At 71.8% G+C, this 16,539-nt stretch carries 13 protein-coding genes and 6 tRNA genes; 9 read left to right on the forward strand and 10 right to left on the reverse strand.

The annotated features are described in order from the left end of the window. Positions 1-496 precede the first annotated feature (496 nt). Complete coding sequence (gene bldC, locus CP977_RS18470; RefSeq protein ID WP_003949541.1) at positions 497-703, forward strand: developmental transcriptional regulator BldC; 207 nt, start codon at positions 497-499, stop codon at positions 701-703. A 328-nt stretch (positions 704-1,031) separates the two neighbouring features. Here the strand turns inward: bldC and CP977_RS18475 are convergent, their stop codons facing one another. The 3 genes from CP977_RS18475 to hrpA all read right to left on the reverse strand — a co-directional run bounded on the left by CP977_RS18475 (position 1,032) and on the right by hrpA (position 5,514). Beyond that, the gene (locus CP977_RS18475; RefSeq protein WP_152370504.1) at positions 1,032-1,253 is read right to left on the reverse strand and encodes a DUF6274 family protein; all 222 of its coding nucleotides are present in this window, start codon (positions 1,251-1,253) and stop codon (positions 1,032-1,034) included. A gap of 127 nt (positions 1,254-1,380) precedes the next feature. Then, positions 1,381-1,454 (reverse strand) — tRNA-Asp (locus tag CP977_RS18480). Positions 1,455-1,575: 121 nt separating this feature from the next. Then, positions 1,576-5,514: an ATP-dependent RNA helicase HrpA gene (hrpA, locus tag CP977_RS18485; protein WP_152370505.1), complete on the reverse strand. Its 3,939-nt coding sequence runs from the start codon at positions 5,512-5,514 to the stop codon at positions 1,576-1,578. A 124-nt stretch (positions 5,515-5,638) separates the two neighbouring features. Here hrpA and CP977_RS18490 point away from each other — a divergent pair, with 124 nt between their 5' ends. The 3 genes from CP977_RS18490 (at position 5,639) to CP977_RS18500 (ending at position 7,766) form a co-directional block, all read left to right on the forward strand. Beyond that, the gene (locus CP977_RS18490; protein WP_062753506.1) at positions 5,639-6,037 is read left to right on the forward strand and encodes a hypothetical protein; all 399 of its coding nucleotides are present in this window, start codon (positions 5,639-5,641) and stop codon (positions 6,035-6,037) included. Positions 6,038-6,099: 62 nt separating this feature from the next. After that, positions 6,100-6,909 carry a DsbA family protein gene (locus CP977_RS18495; protein WP_109186704.1) on the forward strand — a complete coding sequence of 270 codons (810 nt, stop codon included), beginning with the start codon at positions 6,100-6,102 and terminating at the stop codon, positions 6,907-6,909. Next, a complete protein-coding gene (locus CP977_RS18500; protein ID WP_062753502.1) occupies positions 6,906-7,766 on the forward strand; it encodes a cytochrome c biogenesis CcdA family protein in 861 nt (286 codons plus the stop codon). Before CP977_RS18495 ends, CP977_RS18500 begins: the two co-directional genes overlap by 4 nt. Positions 7,767-7,880: 114 nt before the next feature. On the opposite strand, the gene CP977_RS18505 is transcribed toward CP977_RS18500, so the two are convergent. The 3 genes from CP977_RS18505 to CP977_RS18515 form a co-directional block, all read right to left on the reverse strand. Continuing rightward, a tRNA-Phe gene (locus CP977_RS18505) sits at positions 7,881-7,954 on the reverse strand. A 22-nt stretch (positions 7,955-7,976) separates the two neighbouring features. Further along, positions 7,977-8,050 (reverse strand) — tRNA-Asp (locus CP977_RS18510). 40 nt (positions 8,051-8,090) lie between these two features. Then, positions 8,091-8,163, reverse strand: a tRNA-Glu gene (locus CP977_RS18515). Between the two features lie 105 nt (positions 8,164-8,268). Here CP977_RS18515 and CP977_RS18520 point away from each other — a divergent pair. The 4 genes from CP977_RS18520 to CP977_RS18535 all read left to right on the forward strand — a co-directional run bounded on the left by CP977_RS18520 (position 8,269) and on the right by CP977_RS18535 (position 12,309). Continuing rightward, the gene (locus CP977_RS18520) at positions 8,269-8,619 is read left to right on the forward strand and encodes a metallopeptidase family protein (RefSeq protein ID WP_030209692.1); all 351 of its coding nucleotides are present in this window, start codon (positions 8,269-8,271) and stop codon (positions 8,617-8,619) included. A 188-nt stretch (positions 8,620-8,807) separates the two neighbouring features. Then, on the forward strand, positions 8,808-9,497 hold the full coding sequence (locus CP977_RS18525) for a hypothetical protein (RefSeq protein ID WP_167308888.1): 690 nt from the start codon (positions 8,808-8,810) through the stop codon (positions 9,495-9,497). 199 nt (positions 9,498-9,696) lie between these two features. After that, entirely contained in the window at positions 9,697-12,024 is a 2,328-nt protein-coding gene (locus CP977_RS18530; protein ID WP_152370506.1) for a DEAD/DEAH box helicase, read from the forward strand. A 211-nt stretch (positions 12,025-12,235) separates the two neighbouring features. Then, a tRNA-Lys gene (locus CP977_RS18535) sits at positions 12,236-12,309 on the forward strand. Between the two features lie 161 nt (positions 12,310-12,470). Here the strand turns inward: CP977_RS18535 and CP977_RS18540 are convergent. Genes CP977_RS18540 through CP977_RS18550 form a run of 3 tightly spaced genes read right to left on the reverse strand, consistent with a single transcriptional unit; the run spans position 12,471 to position 14,990 of the window. Further along, complete coding sequence (locus CP977_RS18540; protein WP_062753496.1) at positions 12,471-13,136, reverse strand: response regulator transcription factor; 666 nt, start codon at positions 13,134-13,136, stop codon at positions 12,471-12,473. Next, a complete protein-coding gene (locus CP977_RS18545; RefSeq protein ID WP_152370507.1) occupies positions 13,133-14,320 on the reverse strand; it encodes a sensor histidine kinase in 1,188 nt (395 codons plus the stop codon). Before CP977_RS18545 ends, CP977_RS18540 begins: the two co-directional genes overlap by 4 nt. Before the next feature lie 7 nt (positions 14,321-14,327). Further along, on the reverse strand, positions 14,328-14,990 hold the full coding sequence (locus tag CP977_RS18550) for a DUF998 domain-containing protein (protein WP_062753492.1): 663 nt from the start codon (positions 14,988-14,990) through the stop codon (positions 14,328-14,330). A 328-nt stretch (positions 14,991-15,318) separates the two neighbouring features. Between CP977_RS18550 and CP977_RS18555 the strand changes: the two genes are divergently transcribed. Next, positions 15,319-15,438: transfer RNA gene (locus CP977_RS18555), tRNA-OTHER, on the forward strand. A gap of 166 nt (positions 15,439-15,604) precedes the next feature. On the opposite strand, the gene CP977_RS18565 is transcribed toward CP977_RS18555, so the two are convergent. After that, entirely contained in the window at positions 15,605-16,216 is a 612-nt protein-coding gene (locus tag CP977_RS18565) for a dihydrofolate reductase family protein (protein ID WP_152370508.1), read from the reverse strand. Between the last annotated feature and the right edge of the window lie 323 nt (positions 16,217-16,539).

A 16,539-nucleotide genomic window follows, 5' to 3' on the forward strand; every position in this document is an offset into this window, starting at 1 on the left:
CTCCGCGTCCCCTCCCTCCGGTCCACGGGTCCTTCGGCTCCCGCCCGGCGGGGGACGTTGGTCCCGATCCGGGCCTTTGGCTCAAGCGTGACGGACAGCACTTAACGCACCCTTGCGCCGATCACCCATCCTCGTGCCAAAATAGGACAAGGAGTCCGGGGAGGGTTCCTTCCGCCCAACTTTGGGCGGAACGCTCAGCATTGCACTCTATGGGGGGTCTGAGGACTCCTGATCGCCCTGTGACTGATCGTCACAGACGCGTGACTGTCCGTTATGGCATGGTCCATCGACTTCCGCCGCTGATGAACACCTGCGAGGGCAATTCCATCGGTTTGGCCGACGTGGCTGGACGGATGGTGTAGTTGTAGTGCCGAGGACAAGCCGTTCGTCCTATAACCGACTCGGCCCGCTTCTGCCATTTCGGGCAACGCGGGTCAAGGTGCAGAATTTAGAGGAAAGAACCGAGATTGGTTCGGTTCTCCCGAGGAGGCCGCTCATGACCGCTCGCACCCCTGATGCCGAGCCGCTGCTGACCCCTGCCGAGGTCGCCACGATGTTCCGCGTGGACCCGAAGACGGTGACCCGTTGGGCCAAGGCGGGCAAGCTCACGTCCATCCGCACCCTGGGTGGACACCGCCGGTACCGCGAGGCCGAGGTCCGCGCGCTGCTGGCGGGCATTCCGCAGCAGCGCAGCGAGGCCTGAGGTCGCGTGACACCCCGCAGTACCCCGTAACACCGGGCCCTTCCGGATCCCCCAATCCGGTGGCCCACCCCTAGCTCTGCCGGCGAACACCTGCCCCAACAGGTCTTCGTCACATGATCGCGCTGGACTCCGCCGGGTCCAGCGCGATTTTTTGTGTCCGGCGTCACCCGGTGGACGCTGGTGCAATTGCACCGATTAAATCGGACCGGTGTAGGGAGGGTGTAAGTGAAGGGGTTTCTGAAAGACCTTCAGTGACACCCGTCACACGGGCGAACTCTTGCCAAGGTCAAGGCCGCCACTCCGGGCAGGGCGCACGACGCGCCGTCGGTCACGGGTCGGCAGGGCCTTCGTCCTCCACGGCCGGCGCCTGAGCCTGGGCCCGCTCCTCGGCCTCGGAGGTCTCCGAGGTCTCCGGGGCCTCCATGGCGAGCCTCAGCAGGCGGTGGCAGATCACGCAGTGGCGCGTGAGGTGCCCGTACCGCGACGCGGCCGCCAGATGGGCGCGCAGCAGTGCTCGTGTGTCGTGCCGTGCTGCGGACGCCGCGGCCATGCGCGACCACCTCCAGTCGGGCCCCCGATTCCCTGAAGACCGGAGTACCGGCGGGCGCGGGCCCCCGTCAAGACACCGGAACGCAACGAAGGCCCGCATCTCACGATGCGGGCCTTCGTCTTCGAGGCGATCCTGACGGGACTTGAACCCGCGACCTCCACCTTGACAGGGTGGCGAGCTAACCAACTGCTCCACAGGACCTTGCTCGCAGCCCTCTTTCAAGCGGCTGCGAGAGAGACTGTACAGCAGGTCAGCGGGTCCGGTCGAACTCACCGACCGCGAGGACCCGGCTACCGGTCCACGTGGTTCCAGGGCTACGGGCCTACGGGGCCATCGCGTCGATCGCCTTCACGATCCGCTTGTCCGAGACCGGGTACGCCGTCCCCAGGGCGTGCGCGAAGTAACTCACCCGCAGCTCCTCGATCATCCAGCGGATGTCGGTGACCTCGGCCGGCACCGGCCGCCCCTTCGGGAGCTGTTCGAGCAGCCAGGCGTACTCGTCCTGCATCTCCTGGACCTTCTCCATCCGGGTGGTGTCCCGCTGGACCCCGGTCGGCATCTGCTGGAGCCGCCGGTCCACCGCCACCAGGTAGCGCATCAGGTCCGGAAGCCGCTTCAGCCCCGTACGGGTGACGAAACCGGCGGGAACCAGCCAATTCAGCTGCGCCCGCACGTCCTGGAGGTTCGGAAGGAGCGCCGGGCTGCTCGTGGCCTTCAGGCGCCGCTCGCAGGCCTGCCAGGCCGCCAGGATCTGCTGGACCTGGCCCACCGTCCGCACCGTCGTGTCCACCAGGTCCGCGCGGACCTTGTCGTACAGCTTCCGGAAGGACTCCTCGTCCCAGGCCGGGCCGCCGTGGTCCGCGATCAGCTTGTCGGCGGCGGCGGTCGCGCAGTCGTCGAAGAGGGCCTGGATCGAGCCGTGCGGGTTCGAGGACAGGGCCAGCTTCTGCTGGTTGGTCAGCTTGTCCGAGGCGAACTTCGCCGGATTCACCGGGATGTTCAGCATGATCAGCTTCCGGGTGCCCCGCCACATCGCGAGCGCCTGCTCGGCCTCCGTGTCGAAGAGCCGCACGGCCACGGTGTCGCCCTCGTCCACGAGCGCCGGGTACGCCTTGACCGGCTGGCCCGCCCGTCTGGTCTCGAAGACCTTCGTGAGCGTGCCGATCGTCCAGTCCTTCAGACCCGCGCGCTCCAGGGAGGGGCCGGAGCCGTCCGGGCCGCCCGTGGCCGCCGCGGCGGCCTTGGAGAGGGCCTGGCGGGCCTTGGGCCGCAGTTTGAGCCGCAGCGTCTCCAGGTCCTTGGCCTCGGCCAGCTTCCGGCGCCGCTCGTCCACGATCCGGAACGTCACCTTGAGGTGCTCGGGCACCTTCGACCAGTCGAAGTCCTCGGCCGTCAGCGGCACTCCGACCATCCGCTGGAGCTCGCGCGCCAGCGCCGTCGTCAGCGGCTCCTGCACGGGCACGACCGCGTCGAGGAAGCGGCCCGCGAAGTTGGGCGCCGGGACGTAGTGGCGGCGGATCGGCTTCGGCAGGGAGCGGATCAGCTCCGTGACGACCTCCCCCCGCAGGCCCGGGATCTGCCACTCGAAGCCCTCGTCCGTCACCTGGTTGAGCACCTGGAGCGGTATGTGGACGGTCACGCCGTCCGCGTCCGCGCCCGGCTCGAACTGGTACGTCACCCGGAACTTGAGCGGGCCCTGCCGCCACGAGTCCGGGTAGTCGTCCTTGGTGACCGCCCCCGCCTTCTCGTTGATGAGCATCTCGCGCTCGAAGTCGAGGAACTCCGGTTCCTCGTGGCGCTTGTGCTTCCACCAGGAGTCGAAGTGCGCGCCGGAGACGACGTGCTCGGGGACCCGCTTGTCGTAGAAGTCGAAGAGCGTCTCGTCGTCCACCAGGATGTCCCGGCGCCGGGCCCGGTGCTCCAGCTCCTCGACCTCGGTGAGCAGCTTGCGGTTGTCGGCGAAGAACTTGTGGTGGGTGCGCCAGTCGCCCTCGACAAGGGCGTTCCGGATGAACAGGTCCCGGGAGACCTCCGGGTCGATCCGCCCGTAGTTCACCTTCCGGTCGGCGACGATCGGGACGCCGTACAGCGTCACCTTCTCGAACGCCATCACGGCGGCCTGGTCCTTCTCCCAGTGCGGCTCGCTGTACGTCTTCTTCACCAGGTGCTGGGCGAGCGGCTCGATCCACTCGGGCTCGATCCGGGCGTTCACCCGGGCCCAGAGGCGCGAGGTCTCCACCAGCTCGGCGGACATGACGAAGCGCGGGGGCTTCTTGAAGAGCGCGGAGCCGGGGAAGATCGCGAACTTGGCGCTGCGGGCGCCGAGGTAGTCGTTCTTGGCTCCGTCCTTCACGTCCTTGAGACCGATGTGGGACAGCAGACCCGCCAGGAGCGAGACGTGCACGGACTGCTCCGGCGCGTCCTCCTCGTTGAGGTGGATGCCCATCTGCTTGGCGACCGTCCGCAGCTGGGCGTAGATGTCCTGCCACTCGCGGATCCGCAGGAAGTTCAGGTACTCCTGCTTGCACATGCGGCGGAAGGAGCTGGAACCCCGCTCCTTCTGCTGCTCGCGCACGTACCGCCACAGGTTCAGGTACGCGAGGAAGTCGCTCGTCTCGTCCTTGAACCGGGCGTGCTGCTGGTCGGCCTGCGCCTGCTTCTCCGCCGGCCGCTCCCGCGGGTCCTGGATGGAGAGCGCCGCCGCGATCACCATGACCTCGCGGACGCAGCCGTTCCGGTCCGCCTCCAGGACCATCCGGGCGAGCCGGGGGTCCACGGGCAGCTGGGACAGCTTGCGGCCCTGCGGGGTGAGCCGCTTCTTCGGGTCCTTCTCGGCCGGGTCGATCGCGCCCAGCTCCTGGAGGAGCTGCACGCCGTCCCGGATGTTGCGGTGGTCCGGCGGGTCGATGAAGGGGAACTTCTCGATGTCGCCGAGCCCGGCGGCGGTCATCTGGAGGATGACGGAGGCCAGGTTCGTCCGGAGGATCTCGGCGTCCGTGAACTCGGGGCGGGACAGGAAGTCGTCCTCCGAGTACAGCCGGATGCAGATGCCGTCGGACGTACGGCCGCAGCGGCCCTTGCGCTGGTTGGCGCTGGCCTGGCTGACGGGCTCGATCGGCAGCCGCTGCACCTTGGTCCGGTGCGAGTAGCGCGAGATGCGGGCGGTGCCCGGGTCGATCACGTACTTGATGCCGGGGACGGTCAGGGACGTCTCGGCGACGTTGGTGGCGAGGACGATCCGGCGGCCGGGGTGGGGCTGGAAGACGCGGTGCTGCTCGGCGTGCGACAGGCGCGCGTAGAGGGGGAGGACCTCGGTGTTGCGCAGCTTCCGCTTGAGCAGGGCGTCCGCCGTGTCGCGGATCTCGCGCTCGCCGGAGAGGAAGACCAGGATGTCGCCCGGCCCCTCGCCCTGGAGCTCGTCGACGGCGTCGCAGATCGCGGTGATCTGGTCGCGGTCGGACTCCTCCGAGTCCTCTTCGAGGAGGGGCCGGTAGCGCACCTCCACGGGGTACGTGCGGCCGCTGACCTCGACGATCGGGGCGTCCCCGAAGTGGCGGGAGAAGCGCTCCGGGTCGATGGTCGCGGAGGTGATCACGACCTTGAGGTCGGGGCGCTTGGGGAGCAGCTGGGCCAGGTAGCCGAGCAGGAAGTCGATGTTGAGGGACCGCTCGTGGGCCTCGTCGATGATGATCGTGTCGTACGCGCGCAACTCGCGGTCCGTCTGGATCTCGGCGAGCAGGATGCCGTCCGTCATCAGCTTCACGAAGGTCGCCTCGGGGTTCACCTGGTCGGTGAACCGGACCTTCCAGCCGACGGCCTCCCCGAGGGGGGTCTTCAGCTCGTCGGCGACCCGCTCGGCGACCGTGCGGGCGGCGATGCGGCGGGGCTGGGTGTGCCCGATCATGCCCCGGACGCCCCGGCCCAGCTCCATGCAGATCTTCGGGATCTGGGTGGTCTTGCCGGAGCCCGTCTCACCGGCGACGATCACGACCTGGTGGTCGCGTATCGCCTCCAGGATCTCGTCCTTCTTCTGCGAGACGGGGAGCTGTTCGGGGTAGGTGACGGCGGGCACGCGCGCGGCGCGCGCGTCGACGCGTTCCTTGGCCTTGGCCGCCTCTGCGGCGATCTCGTCCAGGACGGCCGCGCGGGCCTCGGGCTTGCGGATGCGGCGGGCGCCTTCGAGACGACGGCCGAGCCGGTGGGAGTCCCGCAGCGAGACCCCGGCCAGGACGGACTGGAGGGCGGCGAAGGAAGTAGACATACGGAATCCAGGATCGCACCTGCGGACGAGAAGCGGCGAACCGATTTACGAGCGGTGCCCCCGGGGGCGGTCGCGCGGGGTGCGTACTATTTCGGGCACGCCGACCGGACCGGAGAGGTTTCGCATGTTCCGCACCACCCGCGCGCCGGCGGCGTTCGCCGCGCTCCTGGGGCTGGTGCTGGGGCTGCTGGTGTGGGGGGTGCCGGGGGAGCGGGCCGCCGCTTCCACCGTTCCCCCGGCTTCCGTGGCCCCCGCGACCCCTGTGGTCTCCATGGTCTCCGCTCCCGGGGCCGCCGTGCCCGGCTGTGATCCGGGGCGTCCCGCCGAGGCGGGGGCCGGCGCCCCCGTCGTACCGCCGCGTGCGCACGGCTTCGCGGAGCTGCTGCCCGTCCTCGCCGCCGACCGGGCGCCGGGCGGGGTCCGGGCCGTGGTCGCGGCCGGTGCCCGGTCGGCGGCGCCGGGGCGGGAGCCGCCCGACCTCGTACCGCCGTCGCCGGTGGAGCTGTCGGTCCTGAGGGTGTAGACGGACGGCCGCCGCCCTTCGCCGTCCTCTTCTTCCTTCCCCTCTTCCAGGAGCGCTTCCGCATGTCCGCATCCACCTCCCCCAAGGCTTCCTCCAAGGCCAAGCCGGTCGCGATCGTCGCCGGAGTGGCGGCCGCCGCCGTGCTGCTCGGCGTCGTCTCGTACACCGCCACCAAGCCCGCGACCCCCGGCGCCTCCGGTTCGTCCTCCGCCGCGGAGGTCTCCGCCGACCCGGCCGCCGGCGTCTATCCCGAGCTGGAGGCGTACGCCCGCCGGGACGCCTCCGACGGGCTCGCCCTGGGCCGGGCCGACGCGCCCGTGGTGCTCATCGAGTACGCCGACTTCAAGTGCGGCTACTGCGGGAAGTTCGCCCGGGACACCGAGCCGGTCCTGGTGGAGAAGTACGTGAAGAACGGGACCCTGCGCATCGAGTGGCGGAACTTCCCGATCTTCGGCGAGGAGTCCGAGGCCGTCGCCCGCGCCTCCTGGGCGGCCGGGCAGCAGGGCCGGTTCTGGGAGTTCCACCGGGCCGCCTACGCGGAGGACGCCAAGGAGAAGGGCTTCGGGAAGGACCGGCTCGCCGCCCTCGCGAAGGAGGCGGGCGTACCCGACGCGGCCCGGTTCGCGAAGGACTCCGAGGGGGCGGAGGCCCGCGCGGCCGTCCGCAGTGACCAGGAGCAGGGGTACGCGCTCGGCGCCAGCTCGACGCCGTCCTTCCTCGTCAACGGGCGCCCGATCGCGGGCGCGCAGCCCCTGGAGACCTTCACGGAGGCGATCGAGGCGGCGGCGAAGACGGCGAAGCGCGCGAAGACGCAGCAGCCTGCGACGCCCTCCGCGTCCGCGACCCCGTCCTCGTCCGGGGCCGGCCGGTGACCTCCGGCATCGGATACTTCGCCGCCTTCCTCGGCGGACTGCTCGCCCTGCTCAGCCCGTGCAGCGCCCTGCTCCTGCCGGCCTTCTTCGCGTATTCCATCGACACGCGCGCGAAGCTGGTCGCCCGGACCGGCATCCTCTACGCGGGCCTGGCGACCACCCTCGTCCCGCTCGGTGCGGCCGGCTCCTTCGCGGGCCGGTTCTTCTACGGCCACCGGGACCTGCTCGTCGCGGTCGGCGGCTGGCTGATCGTGGGGCTCGGCGTCCTCCAGATCCTCGGCCTGGGCTTCACCTCCCGCCGGATCGCGGAGGCGAGCGGCCGCATCCGGCCCACCTCGGCGCTCTCCGTCTACGCCCTGGGCCTGGTCTACGGCCTCGCGGGCTTCTGCGCTGGCCCGATCCTCGGCAGCGTCCTGACGGTGGCGGCGCTGAGCGGCAGCCCGGCGTACGGGGGGCTGCTCCTCGCGGTGTACGCGCTCGGGATGGCGGTGCCGCTGTTCGTCCTGGCGCTGCTCTGGGAGCGGTACGACCTGGGCCGGCGGCGCTGGCTGCGCGGGCGGCCCCTGCGGGTCGGCCGGCTCGCGCTCCACTCGACCTCGGTGCTCTCGGGCCTCTTCTTCGTGGCCCTGGGCACGCTGTTCCTGGTCTTCGACGGGACGACCGCGCTGCCGGGCCTGCTGTCGGTGGACGACTCGTTCGCAGTGGAGGAGCGGGTGGCCTCCCTCGGCCGGGCGGTGCCGGACTGGGCGCTGCTCGCCGCGGTCGTGGCCGTGGTGGCGACGGCGCTCGCGGTGCGGGGCCGGCGGGGGAGCCGTACGGACGGTGGGGACCGTACGGAGGAGCGCGAGGAGGTGTGACGCGTACGGGGGAGGGGCGCGGGCTCCTTCCCCGTACCGCCGCCGCTTTCGTTTACAGAGGGCTTCTCCGGACACGACGAAGGCCCCGTTCTTTCGAACGGGGCCTTCTGCCTGTGGCTGGGGCCGGGGTCGAACCGGCGACCTATCGCTTTTCAGGCGATCGCTCGTACCAACTGAGCTACCCAGCCACGAGACCGTTTCCGGTCTCGGCGATCCTGACGGGACTTGAACCCGCGACCTCCACCTTGACAGGGTGGCGAGCTAACCAACTGCTCCACAGGACCTTGTGGTGTGTCGAGACAAGTCTCGCACACGTTTGAAACGTGCCCCCAACGGGATTCGAACCCGTGCTACCGCCTTGAAAGGGCGGCGTCCTGGGCCACTAGACGATGAGGGCTAGGGGCTCACCTGGGCGCTTCGTCAGCGCGTCGGGGACGTGAGAAGCATATGGGATGCCGGCCGCTATCGCCAAAACGGTTTCCGTCCGGGGGAGAATGGGCGCGTGCTGGAGATGACGCGCGAGGAGTTCGAGGAGCTTGTCGCCGAAGCCCTGGACCGGATCCCGCCGGAGCTGACGCGGCTGATGGACAACGTCGCCGTGTTCGTGGAGGACGAGCCGCCCGCCGACGATCCCGAGCTGCTCGGGCTCTACGAGGGGACGCCGCTGACCGAGCGGGGCGAGTGGTACGCCGGGGTCCTCCCGGACCGGATCACGATCTACCGGGGGCCGACGCTGCGGATGTGCGAGTCGCGCGAGGACGTGGTCGCGGAGACCGAGATCACGGTGGTGCACGAGATCGCCCACCACTTCGGCATCGACGACGAACGACTGCACGCGCTGGGCTACGGCTGACGGGCGCGGCCGTGTGAGCGCGGTCGTGGGAGTGGGCCGTGCGGCGAGTGGGGGCGTACGGCGAGTGGGGCGTGCGGGGGCGCGGGTTCCGTTTCCCTGGCGTGGGGGCCCGTGTCCCTTGCGGGGGCGGGGGAGTTGGGCAGTGCGACGCGTTCCGTTCCTGCCTGTTGTGTCCTGGAGGTGCCCCCGTGCGCCATTTGCCCACCCCGGTGAGATGGGTCGCCACCGTGCTGACCGTCGCGGCCTGCGCCGGCCTGAGCGGCTGTATGAGTGTGAGCGACGACGGGGCGAAGCCGGGGCCCGGCGCGTCCGGGGGGAAGCGGGGCGCGGCGGCCGAGTCCGACGGCGGCGCGGGCCTCCCGGACGGGGGCGGCGGCTCCTGGAACGGCCGGCCGGACGGGGGAGGGCCGGACGTGACGGGGGCGGGCAGGGGCACCCCGGTGCCGAGCGGCTCGCCGTCCGGCGGCGCGCTGCCCACGGAGGGCGCGGCCCCGTCGGGCGTCGGTCCTTCCGGCGGTACGGCGAAGCCGCAGCCGTCCGGCGGCCACGAGGAGCCGGGTGGCGGCGCGGGCGGCAGCGGCGGGGACGGCGGGAACGGGGGCGGGAGCGCGGGCGGCGGAACCGGTGGCGCCGACGGCGGGACGGGAGGGCCGGGCGGCGGGGGCACGCCTGTCCCGGAGCCGACGCAGCCGCCCGTCGAGCCCACGCCGGAGCCGCCGGTTCCGACTCCGGAGCCGACGCCCGAGCCGACCTCGGACCCCACCGATCCGCCGGCCCCGGGCCCCGAGGTCCGGACGGGCGCCGTGCGGGCCGCGGAGGGGGAAGGCGTGGACACGTCCCCGGAACCGATGGCGTCTCCGCAGGTGGGGCCGGTGTGAGGGAGTCCGATTTGCCATAGGTGGGGGAGGGTGCGTATGGTGGTAGATCGTTTGATCCCATTGCCCGGCGCCGACACAGAAGAGCGCCGTGTGGCGCGTACTCTCCCTAGCCGTGGCTGGACCGCATTGAGGCGGTCGATTTGCGTTAACACGGAGTTGACGGGCGCGTGCCGAGACTCCGGAAGGTTTCGCATTTCGCATGTCCATTTTCAGTTCTGACCACGCCGTCATGCCCGAGAACGACGAGATCGTCGAGGCCGCAGAGGCCACCGAGACCGTCGCGATCGACGCCGAGGCCCAGGCCCTGATCGAGGCCGACACCCTCGCCGAGGCCGAGACCGAGTTCCAGGCCGACGACTCCGCCGAGGAGTCCGAGGAGCCCGCCGAGCCCACGATCACCTTCGCGGACCTCGGTCTGCCGGAGGGCGTCGTGCGCAAGCTCGCGCAGAACGGCGTGACCACCCCCTTCCCGATCCAGGCGGCGACCATCCCGGACGCCCTGGCCGGCAAGGACATCCTCGGCCGCGGCCGCACCGGCTCCGGCAAGACCCTCTCCTTCGGTCTGCCGCTCCTCGCCACCCTGGCGGGCGGCCACACCGACAAGAAGAAGCCCCGCGGCGTCATCCTCACCCCGACCCGTGAGCTCGCGATGCAGGTCGCGGACGCCCTCCAGCCCTACGGCGACGTGCTCGGCCTCAAGATGAAGGTCGTCTGCGGCGGTACGTCCATGGGCAACCAGATCTACGCCCTGGAGCGCGGCGTCGACATCCTCGTCGCCACCCCGGGCCGTCTCCGCGACATCATCAACCGCGGCGCCTGCTCCCTGGAGGCCGTGAAGATCGCGGTCCTCGACGAGGCCGACCAGATGGCCGACCTGGGCTTCCTGCCCGAGGTCACCGAGCTGCTCGACCAGATCCCCGAGGGCGGCCAGCGCCTCCTCTTCTCCGCCACCCTGGAGAACGAGATCGACAGCCTGGTCAAGCGCTACCTGGTGAACCCGGTCACCCACGAGGTCGACCCGTCCGCCGGTGCCGTCACGACCATGACCCACCACGTCCTCGTCGTGAAGCCGAAGGACAAGGCGCCGGTCACCGCCGCGATCGCCGCCCGCAAGGGCCGCACGATCATCTTCGTCCGCACCCAGCTGGGCGCCGACCGCATCGCCGAGCAGCTCCGCGAGTCGGGCGTGAAGGCCGACGCGCTGCACGGCGGCATGACCCAGGGCGCCCGTACGCGGACCCTGGCCGACTTCAAGGACGGTTACGTCAACGCGCTCGTCGCGACCGACGTCGCCGCCCGCGGCATCCACGTCGACGGCATCGACCTGGTCCTGAACGTGGACCCGGCCGGCGACCACAAGGACTACCTGCACCGCTCGGGCCGCACCGCCCGCGCCGGCCGCTCCGGCGTCGTGGTCTCCCTGGCCCTGCCGCACCAGCGCCGCCAGATCTTCCGCCTGATGGAGGACGCGGGCGTCGACGCCTCGCGCCACATCGTCGGCGGAGCCGGCGCCTTCGACCCGGAGGTCGCCGAGATCACCGGCGCCCGTTCGCTGACCGAGGTCCAGGCCGACTCCGCGAACAACTCCGCCAAGCAGGCCGAGCGCGAGGTCGTCGACCTCACCAAGCAGCTGGAGCGCCTCCAGCGCCGGGCCGTCGAGCTCCGCGAGGAGGCCGACCGCCTGGTGGCCCGCGCCGCCCGCGAGCGCGGCGAGGACCCGGAGGCGGCCGTGGCCGAGGTGACCGAGGCCGCAGAGGCCGAGGTCGCGGCGGCGGCCGTCGAGGCCGAGCGCGCCGCGCGCGCCGAGGAGCAGCAGCGCCGCGAGGAGCGCCCGTCCTTCCGCGACGAGCGGGGCAACTTCGAGCGCCGCGACCGCGGCGGCGACCGGGGCGGTGACCGTGGTGGGTTCCGCCGCGACGACCGCGGTGGTGACCGTGGCGGCTTCCGCCGCGACGACCGCCCGTCCGGTGGTTTCCGTCGTGACGACCGTCCGTCGGGCGGTTTCAACCGTGACGACCGTGGTGGCCGTTCCTTCGAGCGTCGTGACAACGACCGTCCGTCCGGTGGTTTCCGTCGTGACGACCGTCCCTCGGGCGGCTTCAACCGCGACGACCGCGGTGGTGACCGTGGCGGCTTCCGCCGCGACGACCGCCCGTCCGGTGGTTTCCGTCGTGACGACCGTCCGTCGGGCGGTTTCAACCGTGACGACCGTGGTGGCCGTTCCTTCGAGCGTCGTGACAACGACCGTCCGTCCGGTGGCTTCCGTCGCGACGACCGTCCGTCGGGCGGTTTCAACCGTGACGACCGCGGCGGCCGTTCCTTCGAGCGTCGTGACGACCGCCCCTCCGGCGGCCACCGCGGCAGCGACCGCCCGTTCAACCGCGACCGTCGCGACGACCGTCCGGCCGGCGGCTTCCGCTCGGGCGGCGACCGCCCGTACGGCCGCCGTGACGACCACCGCGGCTCCGGCCCGGCCGGCGGCTCCTTCCGCCGCGACGACAAGCCGCGCTGGAAGCGCAACGGCTGACACGGCTGATTCCGCGTAGGACCCCGAACAGGGCCCGTACGAGCACTCCGGTGCCTGTACGGGCCCTGTCCCCGTACGGACGTCCCCTCCTCCCGTACGCGCGCCTCCGCGCCCGCCGACCCCTCCGGTCGGCCCGCAGCGCGCCCGGTGTCGGATACCCGATCGGCTCCGGCTGTCTCTCGGGCTATGCTGCACGGGTGTGTTCGTCCACGGGCCGTTAGCTCAATTGGTCAGAGCAGCGGACTTTTAATCCGTTGGTTGTGGGTTCGAGTCCCACACGGCCTACCGACAGCGGGGCGAGGAAACCTCCTCCGACCTGCTACTTGGCGCCTCGACCGGCTTCGGCCGGCCGGGGCGCTTCGTCGTACCCGGACGCGTGCGTGGGCGGATGGCAGACGTTCACCGCTTCGGGAAGCGTCTCGGCCTGGTTCCTGCTCGGGGTGCCGCTAGCCGCCGGCGCGGACCAGACCCGTCTCGTAGGCGAGGATCACCAGTTGGGCGCGGTCGCGGACGCCGAGCTTGGCGATCGCGCGGGTGACGTGGGTCTTGGCGGTGAGCGGGCTGATGAAGAGCTGTGAGGCGATCTGGTCGTTGGACAGGCCGGTCGCGATCAGACGGGTCACTTCGAGTTCCCGCGCGGTGAGCACGGCGAGTTGTCCGGCGGTGTCGGTGGGGGCTGCCGGACGGTGTGCGAACTGCTCGATCACCCGCCGGGTCGCGCTCGGCGAGAGCAGCGCGTCGCCGGCCGCCACCGCTCGGACGGCCTGGCGCAGGTCGTCCGGTTCGATCTCCTTGGTGAGGAAGCCGCTCGCGCCCGCGCGCAGGGCCGCGAAGACGTACTCGTCGGTCTCGAAGGTGGTGAGGACGATGACCCGGCAGGCCGTCAGTTCGGGGTCCTCGACGATCGTCCGGGTGGCGGTGAGACCGTCCGTGCCGGGCATGCGGATGTCCATGAGAACGACGTCGGGGCGGACGGCGCGGGCCGTACGGACCGCCTCGTCGCCCGTGCCCGCCTCGCCGACGACCTCGACGTCCTCGGCACGGGCGAGGAGGCTGCCGAATCCCGCCCGTACCAGGGCCTGGTCGTCGGCGAGGAGCACCTTGATCGTCATGGGCGGAAGCCTGGCACAGGGATGGCGGCCCGCACGACCCATCCGTCGCCCTTGCCGTGCGGTCCGGCGGAGAAGTCGCCCCCGAGCGCCCGGACCCGTTCGTCCATCCCGCGCATCCCGTGCCCGGTGGCCCCCGGCGTCCGCGCCGAGGCCCGGCCGTCGTCGGTGACGCTCACCTCCACCCGTCCGCCGCCGCACCGGACGGTGACGTCGGCTCGTGACGCCGCTGCGTGACGGACCGTGTTGGTGAGGGCCTCCTGGACGATCCGGTGGACGGCGAGGGAGACCGGTGCGGGGACGGAGGCGAGGTCGCCGGCCGTCTCCAGCCGGATGTCCAGCTCCGCCGACCGCATCCGGTCGACGAGCACCGCGACCTCCGGGACCCCGGCCGCGGGGTCTTCCGGGACCTCCCCCGGCGCGCGCAGCACGTGGACGAGCGCGCGGAGGTCCCGTACGGCCTCGCCGCGGACCTGCTGGGCGGTGGTGAGCGCGGCCCGCGCCTCCTCCGGCGAGTCGTGCAGGGCCTCGGCCGCGACCCGGAGCTGGATCCCGACGACGGTGAGGGTGTGCCCGACGACGTCGTGCAGTTCGCGGGCGATGTCCAGGCGGGCCTCCGCGATCCGCCGGCCTGCCTCCAGGTCCCGCTCCCGGGCGACCCGTAGCAGGCGCTCGTCGAGTTCGGCGCGCCAGCGGAGGCGGTTGCGGTAGGCGGTCGCGGCGGCGAGGAGCACCGCCAGCCACAGGGCCTCGGCGCCCAGGGAGACGAGGGCCTCGCGCGGGGTGGCACCGCCGACCGCCGTCTCCCAGGTCGCGGCGAAGGCCAGTTCCGCCAGGCCGACACCGGCTGCCCACGGCAGACCGGGGCGGCCGGGCCGGTCGTCGGCGGCCAAGGTGGCGTACGCGACGGAGACCGGCCACACCCAGCCGGCATCGGTGAGTCCGGAGGTGCGGAACACGATGACGGCCTGCACGCTCAGCAGCAGCACGGCGAGCGGCCACCGGCAACGCCCCAGAAGAAGCAGGCCCAGCCACAGGGAGAGCGACAGGGCTCCCGCGGCTTCCAGCCGGCCGCCGAGCCGGGCGGTGTTGGCCAGGACGGCGACGGCGGTGCCGACCGCGAGGAGCCCGTCGATGAGCCGTACCGCTCGGGGACCGGCAGGGGCGGGGACGGCAGGTCGGTCCATGCGCCGATCATGCACGACGGTTCCGCCCCTGTCCGTTGCGGGGGCCCGCCGCGACCAGGGCGAGCGCGACCCACCCCAAGTCGGCGGCGAGTACCAGGCGTTCGACGAGTCCGACGAGCGTGGGGGCGCCGCCCAGTCCCAACGACGGGCCGCCGTCCATCACGTCGACCAGGAAGACGGCGAGCGCCGCCGTGGCCGTGACCGAAGCCGTGGTGAGGGCGTTCAGCGCCGTGCGCAGGCCGGGCCGCCGCGCCACGAGCGTCCTGCGGAGCAGTACGGCGGCGGTCGGAAGGGCGGCGAAGGCCAGGAAGGCGGCGTTGCCGTGGACGAGTTCGGAGAGGGACGGACGTCTCCAGTGGCCGGGCGGGTCCGCCGGGAAGAGGCCCGCGACCAGGATGCCGGCCGTCCACACCACGAGCGCGGCCCGCCCCGCCCGTCGGGTCCCGGCACCCAGCCGTACCGCGAGGACGGCGGAGGCGGCGCCGACAGCCAGCAGCGCCGCCGGGAGCAGCCAGCCGGCCGTGCCGTGTACGTACCGGCTGAGGGTCTCGCTCACCAGGTCGTACCGGGGGTTGAGCGTCTCCACCGCCACCATCGCCAGGGCCCCCGTGCCGATCAGGGTGAGCGGAGCCCGTACCCCTGCTGCCGGAGCCGTGTTCGTCGCCGTCATGCCGTCCTCCTCGGTGTCGTTCCGGTGTTCCAGAACCTAGGGAGGGAGTGGGGGCGGCCGCGTCGTCCCGATGCGGACATCCGGTCGTACACCGGACGGTGTCGTCAGCCGGGCCGGCTGCACCGTTCGGTGTACGCGCCGGGGCAGCCGGGGCGCCATCGGCACTGTCGCCCCGTAGGCGTCGGTCGTGCCTTCGTGAGCTTCGCCGCCGGGTGTGTCCCGGTGAGTGTGCGGCCACGGTTGCCGGCGACCCGAAAAAGATTCGTCCGCAGAGAACGGTGTCCCTACGCTTGGCCGGAGCGGGAGTGCGCGCGTTTCCGCAGGTTGCGGTGTTGTGGCAGAGCGGTCCATTGCGATCGCCGTGGGCGAGGTCCCTCCCACGGCGAGTGACGGGGACGGGGCGGACCTGCTCCCATCTGTCTCGCGGGTTCGAATCCCGTCGGCACCGCAACCGACCAGGAGGTGGTGCAACGCACGGATCTGCCGCCTCCGCCACGGCACGGGCGATCCCCGGGACGAGCCTTGCCCCGACCGGTTCCGGCCGGCGGGGCGCTTCGGCGTTCCCGGCCGGGGGGGGGATCGGGGCGGCGGGTCTTCGGTCAGCGGGTTTCCGGTCAGTGGGTTTCCGGGCGGCCGGTTTCCGGGCGGCGGTAGACGCAGACGTTCACGCCGTGGGGGCTGGTCGTGGTGGAGACCGGTTCGAGGGTGCGCAGGACGCCGTCCGCCGGGAAGATCGACTTTCCGCCGCCGAGGAGCACCGGCATGACGACCAGGCGCAGTTCGTCGACCAGGTCCTCGGCCAGGAGCGTGCGGACGAGGGTGGGGCTGCCCAGGACGAGGAGGTCGCCGCCGGGGGCCTCGTGGAGTTCGCGGAGGCCGTCCACGGCCTTGTCGCCGTGGACGAGCCGGGTGTTGTGCCAGCCGAGGTCGGCCTCGCCGAGGGTGTGGGAGACGACGTACTTCGGGAGCGCGTTCATCCGGTCGGCGAAGGGGTCGCCGGCCCGCTCCGGCCAGGCGTTCGCCATCGCCCGCCAGGTGCGGCGGCCGAGGAGCAGGCCGTCCGCCCGCTCCGTCGCCTCGGCGAACGCGCCGCCCACCACCTCCGGGTCGAAGAAGGGGTGCGACCAGCCGCCGTGGGCGAAACCGCCGTCGGTGTCCTCCTCGGGGCCGCCCGGGGCCTGGACGACGCCGTCGAGGCTGATGAACTCGCTGATGACGATGCGCATGGGGTCGGTCCTCTTCCTGGCTCTTGGCTCTTGGGGCTCGGTTGCTCTGGTGGTTCTTGTTTCCTGCGGTCCGGTGCCGGCGCCGGTGCCGATTCCCGGTCGCCGGTGCCGATTCCCGGTCCTGGTGTCGGTCCCGGTTCCCGGTTCGCCGGGAATCCGGGTTTTCCCGGGGGCCGGGGTGCCCGGGCCCTCCGGGTACCCCCCGTGTTCTCCCTGATCCGCCGGTTTTCCCGGGTGCCTTCCCCGCCTCGGGGTAGGAAATCCGCGGGGTACGGGAGGGAGGACGGCCCGGCGGTCGGGAACTCATCGCTGCCGGAAGGTCT

Origin of the sequence: Streptomyces cinereoruber, assembly GCF_009299385.1 — a bacterium.
GTDB lineage: Bacteria > Actinomycetota > Actinomycetes > Streptomycetales > Streptomycetaceae > Streptomyces > Streptomyces bikiniensis.